The organism is Klebsiella sp. RIT-PI-d (genome assembly GCF_001187865.1).
Taxonomy (GTDB): domain Bacteria; phylum Pseudomonadota; class Gammaproteobacteria; order Enterobacterales; family Enterobacteriaceae; genus Superficieibacter.
In genome coordinates, this window is sequence record NZ_LGIT01000009.1 from 958,233 (window position 1) to 971,904 (window position 13,672).

13 protein-coding genes are annotated in these 13,672 nt (G+C 51.5%); 11 read left to right on the top strand and 2 right to left on the bottom strand.

Annotation, left to right across the window (positions count from 1 at the left end; all coding sequences use genetic code 11):
- The first annotated feature begins 49 nt into the window (after positions 1-49).
- Complete coding sequence (sohB, locus tag AC791_RS11015) at positions 50-1,096, top strand: protease SohB (protein WP_049840481.1); 1,047 nt, start codon at positions 50-52, stop codon at positions 1,094-1,096.
- A gap of 49 nt (positions 1,097-1,145) precedes the next feature.
- Here the strand turns inward: sohB and AC791_RS11020 are convergent, their stop codons facing one another.
- Positions 1,146-1,397, bottom strand: a complete 252-nt coding sequence (locus AC791_RS11020) for a YciN family protein (protein WP_049840482.1) — start codon at positions 1,395-1,397, stop codon at positions 1,146-1,148.
- A 399-nt stretch (positions 1,398-1,796) separates the two neighbouring features.
- Here AC791_RS11020 and topA point away from each other — a divergent pair, with 399 nt between their 5' ends.
- The 5 genes from topA to acnA all read left to right on the top strand — a co-directional run bounded on the left by topA (position 1,797) and on the right by acnA (position 9,166).
- Positions 1,797-4,394, top strand: a complete 2,598-nt coding sequence (gene topA, locus AC791_RS11025; protein ID WP_049840483.1) for a type I DNA topoisomerase — start codon at positions 1,797-1,799, stop codon at positions 4,392-4,394.
- A 186-nt stretch (positions 4,395-4,580) separates the two neighbouring features.
- Positions 4,581-5,555, top strand: a complete 975-nt coding sequence (gene cysB / locus AC791_RS11030; protein WP_049840484.1) for an HTH-type transcriptional regulator CysB — start codon at positions 4,581-4,583, stop codon at positions 5,553-5,555.
- Between the two features lie 302 nt (positions 5,556-5,857).
- Positions 5,858-5,986, top strand: a complete 129-nt coding sequence (locus AC791_RS19820) for a YmiA family putative membrane protein (RefSeq protein WP_077264627.1) — start codon at positions 5,858-5,860, stop codon at positions 5,984-5,986.
- 94 nt (positions 5,987-6,080) lie between these two features.
- Entirely contained in the window at positions 6,081-6,179 is a 99-nt protein-coding gene (gene ymiC / locus AC791_RS20925; RefSeq protein ID WP_322842783.1) for a small membrane protein YmiC, read from the top strand.
- A gap of 311 nt (positions 6,180-6,490) precedes the next feature.
- Entirely contained in the window at positions 6,491-9,166 is a 2,676-nt protein-coding gene (gene acnA / locus AC791_RS11035) for an aconitate hydratase AcnA (protein WP_049840485.1), read from the top strand.
- 84 nt (positions 9,167-9,250) lie between these two features.
- On the opposite strand, the gene ribA is transcribed toward acnA, so the two are convergent.
- The gene (ribA, locus tag AC791_RS11040; RefSeq protein ID WP_049840486.1) at positions 9,251-9,841 is read right to left on the bottom strand and encodes a GTP cyclohydrolase II; all 591 of its coding nucleotides are present in this window, start codon (positions 9,839-9,841) and stop codon (positions 9,251-9,253) included.
- Between the two features lie 180 nt (positions 9,842-10,021).
- On the opposite strand from ribA, the gene pgpB reads away from it, so the two are divergent.
- From pgpB to yciH, 5 genes are all read left to right on the top strand, one after another.
- A complete protein-coding gene (pgpB, locus tag AC791_RS11045; RefSeq protein ID WP_049840487.1) occupies positions 10,022-10,786 on the top strand; it encodes a phosphatidylglycerophosphatase B in 765 nt (254 codons plus the stop codon).
- A gap of 151 nt (positions 10,787-10,937) precedes the next feature.
- Entirely contained in the window at positions 10,938-11,243 is a 306-nt protein-coding gene (locus tag AC791_RS11050) for a LapA family protein (RefSeq protein WP_049840488.1), read from the top strand.
- 6 nt (positions 11,244-11,249) lie between these two features.
- Entirely contained in the window at positions 11,250-12,419 is a 1,170-nt protein-coding gene (lapB, locus tag AC791_RS11055; protein ID WP_049840489.1) for a lipopolysaccharide assembly protein LapB, read from the top strand.
- A gap of 184 nt (positions 12,420-12,603) precedes the next feature.
- Positions 12,604-13,344 carry an orotidine-5'-phosphate decarboxylase gene (gene pyrF, locus AC791_RS11060; protein WP_049841606.1) on the top strand — a complete coding sequence of 247 codons (741 nt, stop codon included), beginning with the start codon at positions 12,604-12,606 and terminating at the stop codon, positions 13,342-13,344.
- Entirely contained in the window at positions 13,341-13,670 is a 330-nt protein-coding gene (yciH, locus tag AC791_RS11065) for a stress response translation initiation inhibitor YciH (protein ID WP_049840490.1), read from the top strand. Before pyrF ends, yciH begins: the two co-directional genes overlap by 4 nt.
- The last annotated feature ends 2 nt before the right edge of the window (positions 13,671-13,672 follow it).

Here is a 13,672-nt window from a genome sequence, read left to right on the forward strand (position 1 = left end):
TGATGTACACTGGGAACAGACGTTAAATGATTTTAACCAAGGTGGAAGTGTGGAATTACTCTCTGAATATGGTCTGTTTTTGGCAAAAATTGTCACGGTTGTCGTGGCGATAGCAGTCATTGCGATATTGATTATCAATCTGACGCAGCGCAAACGTCAGCGTGGAGAATTGCGGGTAACCAATCTCAGCGAGCAGTACAAAGAGATGCAGGAAAATATGTCAGCATCGCTGCTGGATGAACATCAACAGAAACTCTGGCATAAAGCGCAAAAGAAAAAGCGTAAACAAGACGCAAAAGCAGTAAAAGCGAAAGCAAAACTGGGCGAAGCGACCGTTACCGGTAAACCGCGGATATGGGTCCTGGATTTCAAAGGCAGCATGGATGCACACGAGGTCAATTCACTGCGTGAAGAAATTACCGCCGTATTAGCCGTTGTTAAGCCGGGAGATGAAGTGGTGGTCCGTCTTGAAAGTCCGGGCGGGGTAGTACATGGCTACGGTCTGGCAGCATCGCAGCTCCAGCGCATTCGTGAGCGTAACATTCCGCTAACGGTGACCGTTGACAAAGTGGCAGCCAGCGGCGGGTATATGATGGCGTGTGTTGCGGACAAAATTGTCTCCGCGCCGTTTGCGATTATTGGCTCCATCGGCGTTGTGGCTCAGGTTCCTAACTTCAATCGCTTCCTGAAAAGTAAAGATATCGATATTGAACTGCATACCGCAGGTCAATATAAGCGCACGCTGACCTTGCTCGGTGAAAATACGGAAGAAGGGCGGCAGAAATTTCGTGAAGATTTGAATGAAACGCACGTCCTGTTCAAAGATTTCGTGAAGCAGATGCGACCAACGCTGGATATTGAGCAGGTAGCAACCGGTGAACACTGGTATGGTTCACAGGCGCTACATAACGGCCTGGTTGACGTAGTCAGCACCAGTGACGAGCTGCTGCTGGGGCTTATGGAAGGCCGGGAAGTGCTGAACGTTCGCTTCCTGCAGCGCAAAAAATTGATGGAGCGCTTCACCGGGAGTGCGGCAGAAAGCGCCGACCGTTTGCTCATGCGCTGGTGGCAGCGTGGACAACAGCCTCTGGGCTGATCAAACGACCGGGCGGCGGCGTGCCGGCCGCCCGGTCATTGAATAGCAGTTAATCGACCAGGTGATATTTTTCCGATAGCTGATGTGCCAGATATTTAAACATATTAAATACCGCGGTGCTTTTTCCGGTCGGCAGTCCATTTTCATCAAGATAGTACTCGCCGCTGAACACCAGCACGCCGTTACGCTGGGTAACACCGGTGGCCTCGATACCGGCCATCGTATCTTCATGTTCACGAATTAACTTATTAGCTTCCAGTAGCAGCGTCAGGCGATCGATAGGTTGCGTTTCACTTTTCATATTTTTACTCCTTAGCAAACTGTCGATAGTCTACGTCCTGCGGGGCTCATGGGCAAATATTCCCCCAGAAAAACAGTGGGATCTGCTGCGCCTCGGGCTGGCGGGTTTTGTTTTTGCATGCTAATAAAGTTGCGTAACGGATTTTATCAGGTACAGTGAGACCCTTTCGATAATCTGGCAACAGATTTGCTTGACATTCGACCGAAAGTTCGTCGTGCTATATCACCGTAGCTTAGAAAAGCGAAGTAACTCAGCCACCTGTGACCGTGTGCGTAACAGGCAGTTGGGCTGAGGGGTTGATCTCTGCTGATCGGGTCGCAATATCAACGGCTCATCGCGGCAGAACCTGAATCAACGTGCGATGTATTCCTGGAAGAATCAAATTAGGTAAAGGTGAATATGGGTAAAGCTCTCGTTATCGTTGAGTCCCCGGCAAAAGCCAAAACGATCAATAAGTATCTTGGTAATGACTACGTGGTTAAATCCAGCGTGGGTCATATCCGCGATTTGCCGACCAGTGGCTCAGCCGCCAAAAAGAGCGCTGACTCTGCCTCCACCAAAACGGCCAAAAAGCCCAAAAAGGATGAACGCGGCGCGCTCGTCAACCGTATGGGTATCGACCCATGGCATAACTGGGAAGCGCAATATGAAGTGCTCCCGGGTAAGGAAAAGGTTGTCGCAGAACTGAAACAGCTGGCTGAAAAAGCCGATCATATCTATCTCGCAACCGACCTTGACCGCGAAGGGGAAGCCATTGCATGGCACCTGCGGGAAGTGATCGGCGGCGATGACAAACGCTACAGTCGCGTAGTGTTTAATGAAATTACCAAAAACGCGATCCAACAGGCTTTTGAAAAGCCTGGTGAACTGAATATTGATCGGGTTAATGCCCAGCAGGCGCGCCGTTTTATGGACCGCGTCGTGGGTTACATGGTCTCTCCGCTACTGTGGAAAAAAATCGCTCGCGGATTATCAGCCGGACGCGTTCAGTCCGTCGCTGTGCGTCTGGTCGTTGAGCGCGAACGTGAAATTAAGGCATTTGTTCCGGAAGAGTTCTGGGAAGTCGATGCCAGTGTTGCCACGCCAGGCGGAGATTCGCTTCCGCTACAGGTCACGCATCAGAACGATAAACCGTTCCGACCGGTGAACCGTGAAACCACCATGGCGGCGGTCAGTGAGCTGGAAAAAGCCCGCTACAGCGTGCTTGAACGTGAAGACAAGCCGACGAGCAGTAAGCCAGGCGCGCCCTTTATCACCTCTACGCTACAGCAGGCGGCCAGTACTCGCCTGGGCTATGGGGTGAAAAAGACCATGATGCTGGCGCAGCGTCTTTATGAAGCGGGTTACATCACCTATATGCGTACCGACTCGACCAATCTGAGTAAAGATGCGGTGGAAATGGTGCGGGGCTATATTGGCGAGCAGTTTGGTAAAAAATATCTGCCGGCCGATCCCAATCAGTATGCCAGTAAAGACAACTCTCAGGAGGCGCACGAAGCCATTCGCCCATCTGATGTCGCGGTGGAAGCTGACACCCTGAAAGACATGGAAATCGATGCCCAGAAGCTTTATCAGCTGATTTGGCGTCAGTTCGTTGCCTGCCAAATGACACCTGCGCAGTACGACTCCACCACGCTGACAGTGAAGGCCAGTAGCTTCCGTCTGAAAGCGCGTGGTCGGATCCTGCGCTTTGACGGCTGGACGAAAGTCATGCCCGCCCTGCGTAAAGGCGATGAAGACCGTATCCTGCCTGCCGTTAACCAGGGCGATGAACTTTCGCTGGTTGATATCGTGCCGGCACAACACTTCACCAAGCCGCCTGCACGCTTTAGCGAAGCTTCGCTGGTTAAAGAGCTGGAAAAACGCGGTATTGGTCGTCCGTCGACCTATGCATCGATTATTTCGACCATTCAGGACAGAGGCTATGTCCGCGTTGAAAGCCGTCGTTTCTATGCCGAAAAAATGGGTGAGATTGTCACCGATCGTCTGAAAGATAATTTCCGTGAGCTGATGAATTTCGACTTCACTGCGCAAATGGAAGATCGTCTCGATCAGGTTGCCCGCCATGAAGCCGAATGGCAGAAAGTGCTCGATATCTTCTTTGCTGAGTTTAGTGAGCAGCTTCAGACGGCAGAGAAAGATCCGGCAGAAGGCGGTATGCAGCCAAATCAGATGGTTCTGACCAGCATCGACTGCCCGACCTGTGGCCGTAAGATGGGAATACGCACAGCCAGTACTGGCGTATTCCTTGGCTGCTCCGGCTATGCGCTGTCACCCAAAGAGCGCTGCAAAACCACCATTAACCTGGTGCCGGAAAATGAAGTGCTTAACGTGCTTGAAGGCGATGACGCTGAAACTAATGCCCTGCGTGCCAAGCATCGCTGTAAGAAATGCGGCACAGCCATGGACAGCTACCTGATCGATCCGAAGCGTAAACTTCACGTTTGCGGTAATAACCCGACCTGTGACGGTTATGAGATTGAAGAAGGTGAGTTTCGCATCAAAGGTTATGACGGCCCAATCGTTGAGTGTGAAAAATGCGGTTCTGAAATGCACCTGAAAATGGGGCGTTTTGGTAAATACATGTCGTGCACCAACGACGACTGTAAGAATACGCGTAAAATTCTGCGTAATGGCGAGGTTGCACCGCCGAAGGAAGATCCGGTCCCGCTGCCAGAATTACCGTGCGAGAAATCGGACGCGTATTTTGTGCTGCGTGACGGCGCAGCAGGGGTATTCCTTGCGGCAAACACCTTCCCGAAATCGCGTGAAACGCGTGCGCCGCGTGTGGAAGAGTTGTACCGCTTCCGCGATCGCCTGCCGGAAAAATTGCGCTATCTGGCAGATGCACCGCAGCAGGATCCTGAAGGGAATAAAACGCTGGTGCGCTTCAGCCGTAAAACGAAACAGCAATATGTTGCTGCCGAGAAAGACGGCAAAGCCACTGGCTGGTCAGCTTTCTTTATCGATGGTAAGTGGGTTGAAGGTAAGAAGTAATTCTTAATTATTTACCTCTCCCATCCTTCAAAGGGCCGCTTGTCGGCCCTTTTATATTTAACGCTATTATTTTTTAATCATATCTATACAGTGTGGTTATAAGTGATATAGTGGTTATAGTCAGCTTCTTTTTTAGTCTTAAATCGTCTTAAGCGATTGACCTTGCGTTTACCGGGATGGCGCGCCATGAAACTACAACAGCTTCGTTACATCGTTGAGGTGGTAAACCATAATCTCAACGTCTCTTCCACCGCAGAAGGCCTTTACACCTCCCAGCCAGGGATCAGTAAGCAAGTCCGGATGCTGGAAGATGAATTAGGCGTGCAGATATTTGCCCGTAGTGGTAAACATCTGACCCAGGTAACGCCCGCAGGTCAGGAGATTATTCGTATCGCGCGTGAAGTATTGTCGAAGGTGGATGCCATTAAATCCGTTGCCGGTGAACATACTTGGCCAGATAAAGGCTCACTCTACGTAGCAACTACGCACACCCAGGCTCGCTATGCTTTACCCGGGGTGATCAAAGGGTTTATTGAGCGCTACCCACGCGTGTCATTACATATGCATCAGGGATCGCCTACCCAGATAGCTGAAGCAGTATCAAAGGGAAACGCCGATTTCGCTATTGCCACCGAAGCATTGCACCTTTATGACGATCTGGTAATGCTTCCGTGCTATCACTGGAATCGTTCGATTGTGGTGACGCCGGAGCATCCGCTGGCCTCTAAATCCTCTGTGACTATCGAGGAGCTGGCGCAATATCCTTTAGTCACCTACACCTTTGGCTTTACCGGCCGCTCTGAACTGGATACCGCCTTCAACCGCGCCGGGTTAACCCCGCGTATCGTATTCACTGCGACCGATGCAGACGTCATTAAGACTTACGTCAGGCTGGGCCTTGGGGTGGGCGTTATTGCCAGCATGGCTGTCGATCCCATTGCCGATCCCGATCTGGTGCGTCTTGATGCGCACGGCGTATTCAGTCACAGCACCACTAAGATTGGTTTTCGTCGCAGCACGTTCCTGCGCAGTTACATGTATGATTTTATTCAGCGTTTTGCGCCGCACCTGACGCGTGATGTGGTGGACACGGCTGTTGCCCTGCGTTCGAATGAAGATATCGAAGAAATGTTTAAAGACATTAAGTTGCCCGAAAAATAATAGCCAGTGAATGAGGTCTTCTTACGCGGGAGACCTCGCAGCATGTTGAGCATTAAAACCCTTCCCGTTGCAGACTATACTTCCATTCCAAAGCGGCAAAGTAGATCCATTTTGCCTGCCACGCCAGTCTGATATTTCGATTATTTATGTGATGTCTAAAGATTGAATAATTCCATGAATCGAACAGGCAAATTTGCTGGATTTTTCGCTCGCTTTTGATTAGGATTCGTCTCAATTGAGATTGTTTACGCCAATTGCTGGTGCATAAAATGATAAGCAGTGCCGATTTCACGAGGTTTGTAATGTCCACTGGAAGCGATCAGCCGAAAAGAGATCCGCACCTTGAGCGTAAAGCATGGCGTACCGTGTTTATTGGCTCAGCGTTGTTCTGGGCGGTTATTATCTTTGCGATCTGGAGACTCTGGGGCTAGCGTCCGTTAGCGAATAAATAATCCCCTGATTACAGCACAACAATAAAACCATGCCGGCAGCGGCGGGATACTGATTACTCTTACGGTGTACAAGATGAATTACCCTGGCGATACAAAATACTGGTCGTGGCTCGGGGCGCTTGCGTTCTCTGTGCTGGCCTGGACACAGCTTGTCTGGATGCTGATCCGCTAAACGAAATACCCCGGTGCTAAATACCTGCCTGAACGGTTCCTGAAAAAGGGGGCCGTTTTGTTTATATGTCGGCCAATATCGCAGCTTCTCACTATTCACTGAATATTCACTTTTACAGACTCCCTGATAATTTACTCCCCGCCGGCCCGGATTTCTGAGGGGCGCTTGCGTCTTATTATTCTGTTTCCGGGCAAAATCGTCTCTTTATCAATTTGAGTTGTTATCAAAACGTTACGACATGTTTGTGTTATCTTTAATGCAAACCCTGTAAAAGATCGGGGTACCGCAATCCCTGTCATAAAGGAGGAGCTATGTCGTCAACCCTACGCGAAGCCAGTAAGGATACATTAACGCTACACGATAAAACCTGGCACTATTACAGTCTGCCGCTGGCCGCAAAAGAACTTGGTGATCTTACCCGTCTGCCCAAGTCGTTGAAAGTATTACTCGAAAATCTGTTACGCTGGCAGGATGATGCGTCTGTCACCGCCGACGATATCCATGCGCTGGCCGGATGGCTTAAAACCGGCCACGCCGACCGCGAAATTGCCTGGCGACCGGCCAGGGTACTGATGCAGGACTTCACCGGCGTACCCGCAGTGGTTGATTTGGCCGCCATGCGTGAGGCGGTCAAACGTCTTGGCGGCGATACCGCCAAAGTGAATCCACTTTCTCCGGTCGATTTGGTTATTGACCACTCCGTTACTGTCGATCACTTCGGTGATGACGACGCGTTTGGCGAGAACGTGCGTCTTGAGATGGAGCGTAACCACGAACGATACGTGTTTTTACGCTGGGGCCAGCAGGCGTTTAGCCGTTTCAGCGTTGTACCGCCCGGAACCGGGATCTGCCATCAGGTAAATCTTGAGTATCTGGGCAGGGCAGTGTGGAGCGAACTTCAGGACAAAGAGTGGGTGGCGTATCCTGATTCGCTGGTCGGCACCGATTCGCACACTACCATGATTAACGGGCTTGGCGTACTCGGTTGGGGCGTGGGCGGTATTGAGGCAGAAGCCGCAATGCTGGGCCAGCCGGTATCGATGCTGATCCCTGATGTTGTCGGTTTTAAATTAACCGGAAAGTTGAACGAAGGGATCACCGCCACCGATCTGGTGCTTACCGTTACGCAAATGCTGCGTAAGCATGGTGTGGTCGGGAAATTTGTCGAATTTTATGGTGATGGTCTGGATACATTACCGCTTGCCGACCGGGCAACCATTGCCAATATGGCCCCGGAGTACGGTGCAACCTGCGGTTTTTTCCCTATTGATGCCGTCACACTTGAGTATATGCGCCTTAGCGGACGCAGTGATGAACAGGTTGAACTGGTAGAAGCCTACGCCAAAGCCCAGCAGATGTGGCGAAATACCGGTGATGAACCGGTGTTTACCAGCACGCTGGCGCTGGATATGGGTGACGTCGAGGCAAGTCTGGCCGGACCTAAACGTCCACAGGACCGCGTTGCGCTCGGTGATGTTCCCAGGGCTTTTGCCGCCAGCGCTGAGCTGGAAGTGAATACCTCGCATAAAGATCGTCAACCGGTCGACTATACGCTGAACGGGCATCAGTACCAGCTTCCTGACGGTGCGGTGGCTATCGCTGCCATTACATCCTGTACCAATACTTCTAACCCCAGCGTACTGATGGCGGCGGGTTTACTGGCGAAAAAAGCGGTTAAACTTGGCCTCAAGCGTCAGCCCTGGGTTAAAGCATCGCTGGCTCCCGGCTCGAAAGTTGTCTCTGATTATCTGGCGCATGCGCGGTTGACACCTTATCTCGATGCACTTGGGTTTAACCTTGTGGGTTATGGCTGCACCACCTGTATCGGTAACTCTGGCCCACTGCCGGAGCCGATTGAAGTGGCCATCAAAAAAGGGGATTTGACCGTGGGGGCCGTGCTGTCAGGCAACCGCAATTTTGAAGGCCGAATCCACCCGCTGATCAAAACCAACTGGCTGGCTTCCCCTCCGCTGGTGGTCGCTTATGCGCTGGCCGGAAATATGAATATTAACCTGGCGACCGATCCACTGGGACACGATCGAAACGGCGACCCGGTTTATCTTAAGGATATCTGGCCAACCGGGCGCGAGATTGCCCGTGCGGTTGAACAAGTCTCGACCGAAATGTTCCGCAAGGAATATGCAGAGGTCTTCGAAGGCACACCGGAATGGAAATCTATTCAGGTAGAAAGCTCAGATACCTATGGCTGGCAGAGTGATTCAACCTATATCCGGCTTTCTCCCTTCTTTGAAGAGATGCAAGCTGAACCTGAGCCGGTGAAAGATATTCACGGCGCGCGGATACTTGCCATGCTGGGCGATTCAGTTACCACCGACCATATCTCTCCCGCTGGTAGCATTAAGGCAGACAGTCCGGCAGGGCGTTATCTGTTAAATCACGGCGTCGAACGCAATGAATTTAACTCCTACGGTTCACGTCGCGGTAATCATGAAGTCATGATGCGAGGAACGTTCGCCAATATTCGTATTCGTAATGAAATGGTGCCCGGCGTGGAGGGCGGGATGACGCGCCATTTGCCGGACACCAATGTTATCTCAATTTATGATGCTGCGATGCGTTACCAGCAGGAAGGCACCCCGCTGGCGATCGTTGCCGGTAAAGAGTATGGTTCGGGTTCCAGCCGTGACTGGGCCGCTAAAGGGCCGCGTTTGCTGGGTATCCGGGTGGTGATCGCCGAGTCTTTCGAGAGGATCCATCGCTCCAACCTGATCGGAATGGGTATTTTGCCACTCGAGTTCCCCGAGGGCGTGACCCGTAAAACGCTGGGCCTGACCGGGGAAGAGTCAATTGATGTGCCGGGTGTGCAGAATATTAAGCCCGGGGCCGATATCGCGGTAAACCTGACGCGTTCTGACGGGACGTCTGAGGTGATTCAGTGCCGCTGTCGCATTGATACGGCTACCGAGCTAACCTACTACCAGAACGATGGTATTCTGCATTACGTGATCCGTAATATGCTTAATTAACACAACTCAGAGGCCCGGCGATCGGGCCTCTGCATTGATTCAGTCGCGGATAGGGTGGCATTGCTGCCATAACCGCGCTGACGCTTACTTATTTAATAAATGTCCCATCTTCTCGGCTTTGGTGTCGAGATAGTGTTCATTGTTCGGATTGCGACCAACGATCAGCGGTACGCGTTCGACAATATTTATTCCCGCCTCAGTTAAAATTTCGACTTTCAGCGGGTTATTGGTCAGCAGGCGAACTTCATCTACGCCCAGCAATTTGAACATATCGGCACACAATGTAAAGTCGCGTTCATCAGCTGCAAAACCCAGCTGATGGTTGGCCTCAACGGTATCGTAGCCCTGATCCTGCAATGCGTAAGCGCGTATTTTGTTCAGTAATCCGATATTACGCCCTTCCTGACGGTGATACAGCAGCACGCCGCGGCCTTCTTCGGCAATATGGGTTAGCGCGGCTTCCAGTTGAAAACCGCAGTCGCAGCGTAAACTAAACAGAGCATCCCCGGTCAGACATTCTGAGTGAACGCGTGCCAGCACTGGCGTCTGCCCGGAAATATCGCCATAAATTAATGCAACGTGATCTTGTCCGGTTGCCAGTTCTTCAAATCCCACCATCAGGAAATCGCCCCAGGGTGTTGGCAGTTTGGCTTCTGCCACTCGTTTAAGCTGCATGTGATTCTCCAGAGTAGACGGACACCTTTCGTGTCTTCTGTATGTGGCTATTTTGCCACAATGTTTTCAACTTCTCCTAATTACCCGATTTTGAACGCACATTAAGCGAACAAACAGACCGTTTGCCCCGCATCGCTAAATTTCAGTTATCATTTGAGAGGCTATTTATCAGGAGAGACTATGTTTTCCATCGTCAGGCGCACGTCAGCAGGCGCTGCACTGTTACTTATCATGCCTGTATTGGTATGGATCTCCGGATGGCATTGGGAGCCAGGCGCAGACAGCGTATGGTTAAAAATGCTGTACTGGGTGACTGAAACGGTCACCCAGCCATGGGGAATTATTACGCACGTGATCCTCTGCGCCTGGTTTTTCTGGTGCCTGCGTTTTCGTTTACGTCCGGCCATTATGCTGTTTGCCATTTTAGGCGGGGCCATTCTTATTGGTCAGGGCGCAAAGTCATGGGTCAAACAGCAGGTACAGGAGCCGCGACCCTTTGTGCTGTGGCTGGAAAAAACCCATCATATTCCTGCCGATGAGTTCTACACTTTAAAACGTAAAGCACGCGGTGAAATGGTCAAAGAACTTCTGACAGAACAGGATAATATCCCCACTTTTTTACGTAAGCACTGGCAAAAAGAAACGGGTTTTGCCTTTCCTTCAGGGCACACGCTTTTTGCCGCCAGCTGGGCATTACTGGGCGTCGGATTACTGTGGCCACGTCGTCGCAGGATCACCATTGCCGTTTTATTGCTCTGGGCAACAGCAGTGATGGGGAGCCGGATGCTACTGGGGATGCACTGGCCGCGTGATTTAATTGTTGCTACGTTAATCTCATGGCTACTGGTAACCGTCGCCGTCTGGCTGGCTCAGCGTATCTGTGGTCCGCTCACGCCGCCGGGAGAAGAAGCCCGAGAAATCAAAGAACGCGAGCAGAAACGCTAACTGGGGTTGAAAATCTGTTCATTCGCCCTTAAATCCAGCACAGGCGTGACGTTTTTCCATTTCGTACACAGCACGGAAATGGTACTTTATAGGGCTGGAAGCGCCAGGCTGAATACTCTTTAAACGCTCACGCCACATAACGGGAAGTAATGTGAAATATTTACTCATTTTCTTATTGGTATTAGCGATTTTCGTCATCTCGGTCACCCTGGGTGCGCAAAACGATCAGGTCGTAACATTCAATTATCTTCTGGCGAAAGGAGAGTTCCGAATCTCCACGCTGCTTGCCGCATTATTTGCCGCGGGCTTTGCTATTGGCTGGCTTATCTGCGGTCTGTTCTGGCTACGCCTTCGCGTCTCGCTTATGTACGCTGAGCGCAAAATTAAGCGCCTGGAAAACCAAACCCTGAACACGGCAGTGTCGACAGCGCCGGGCGTTCCGGTCGTGAAGGAATAATCATCTATGCTGGAGTTGTTATTTCTGCTTTTACCTGTTGCGGCTGCCTATGGGTGGTACATGGGGCGCAGAAGTGCACAACAGTCCAAACAGGACGATGCTAATCGCCTGTCACGTGACTACGTGACCGGGGTCAACTTCCTGTTAAGCAATCAGCAGGATAAAGCCGTCGATCTGTTCCTCGATATGCTGAAAGAAGACACCGGTACCGTTGAGGCTCATCTCACCCTGGGGAATCTGTTTCGCTCCCGGGGCGAGGTCGACCGGGCTATTCGCATTCACCAGACCTTAATGGAAAGCGCGTCATTGACCTACGATCAGCGCTTACTGGCCGTGCAGCAGCTTGGGCGCGATTACATGGCCGCAGGGATGTATGACCGGGCTGAGGATATGTTTAGCCAGCTGGTCGATGAAACTGACTTTCGCATCAGCGCACTGCAACAGCTATTGCAAATTGCCCAGGCCACCAGTGACTGGCAAAAAGCTATCGACGTCGCTGAACGTCTGGTTAAGCTTGGTAAAGAGAAACACCGTGGCGAAATTGCCCATTTCTACTGCGAGCTGGCGCTACAGCAGATGGCAAATGATGATATGGATAAAGCCATGTCATTGCTGAAAAAAGGTGCCTCAGCCGATCGCAGTAGCGCACGCATCTCCATCATGATGGGGCGCGTGCTAATGGCGAAAGGCGATTACGCTAAAGCGGTTGAAAGCCTGCTGCGGGTGATTGACCAGGATAAAGAGCTGGTGAGTGAAACGCTGGAGATGCTGCAAACCTGTTATCAGCAGCTGGGTAAAGAAGATGAATGGGCGGAGTTTTTGCGCCGCTGTGTAGAAGAAAACGTCGGTGCAACGGCAGAACTGATGCTGGCGGATATCGTCGAGCAGCGTGATGGCCAGGAGAGTGCCCAAATTTATGTCACGCGCCACCTGCAGCAGCGTCCAACAATGCGCGTTTTTCATAAGCTGATGGACTACCATCTTAATGAAGCGGAAGAGGGGCGGGCTAAAGAGAGTCTGATGGTGCTGCGCGACATGGTCGGCGAGCAGGTACGCAGCAAGCCGCGCTTCCGCTGTCAAAAATGTGGTTTTACCGCCTACTCCCTCTACTGGCACTGTCCATCCTGCCGCGCCTGGTCGACGGTGAAACCTATTCGCGGACTTGACGGGCAATAATTCAAAAAAACACTCACTTTAGTTACAACATACTTATTGGCATTTTTAGCTTTTGTCCGGCCACCATAGTCGTTTTGCCTGGCAGGAAAAAATGCAGTCTGTCAATTTGACGTTGCCGCAGGTAGAATGCTGCCCGTTTACCTTTTTTGCGCCTTGTTTGCGCCATTATCAGGAAGGTTCGGTCATGACGTCTTCAGCTCTCTCTTCTTCACGCTCCGCCACGCTTTCTCCGGTAGTTGTGGCTCTCGATTACGATAACCGTGACAGTGCGCTGGCATTTGTTGACCGGATTGATCCGCAAGATTGCCGTCTTAAGGTGGGTAAAGAAATGTTTACCCGCTATGGACCCCAGCTCATCCGCGATCTTCATCAACGTGGTTTTGACGTCTTCCTCGATCTGAAATTTCACGATATTCCTAATACCACTGCACGTGCAGTCGCCACCGCGGCCGATCTCGGCGTGTGGATGGTCAATGTCCATGCAACCGGCGGAGCACGAATGATGAACGCGGCGCGAGAGGCGCTGGTTTCCTTTGGCAACGATGCGCCGCTGCTCATTGCCGTAACCGTACTCACCAGTATGGAAGGCAGCGATCTTGCAGATTTAGGCGTTATGTCAACGCCAGCAGATTATGCGGCAAAACTGGCTCGTCTGACCCAGCAATGTGGGCTTGATGGGGTAGTCTGTTCAGCACAAGAAGCCGTGCGCTTTAAGCAAGAACTAGGGCAGTCTTTCAAATTGATTACCCCAGGTATTCGTCCGGCGGGAAGCGATGCCGGCGACCAGCGACGGATCATGACGCCGCAAGAGGCGCAGACAGCAGGAGTGGATTATATGGTTATCGGTCGCCCTGTCACGCAGTCTGCCGATCCATTACGGACATTACGTACTATCAACGCATCGCTGCATACGGAGGCCCGATGAACGACTCTGATAATTCACGTTTAGTTTATTCTACTGACTCAGGCCGTATCCACGAACCTGTGGTTGCTCCCCAGCGGCCGAAAGGAGACGGTATTGTACGTATCCAGCGTCAGACCAGTGGCCGTAAAGGGAAGGGGGTATGCTTAATTACCGGTATTGATGCAGATGATGCAACCCTGAATAAACTGGCCGCAGAGCTTAAGAAAAAATGCGGCTGCGGTGGCGCGCTTAAAGACGGCATAATCGAGATTCAGGGCGATAAGCGGGAGCTGATTAAGTCACTTCTGGAAGCAAAAGGCATGAAAGTTAAGCTGGCTGGCGGTTAAAA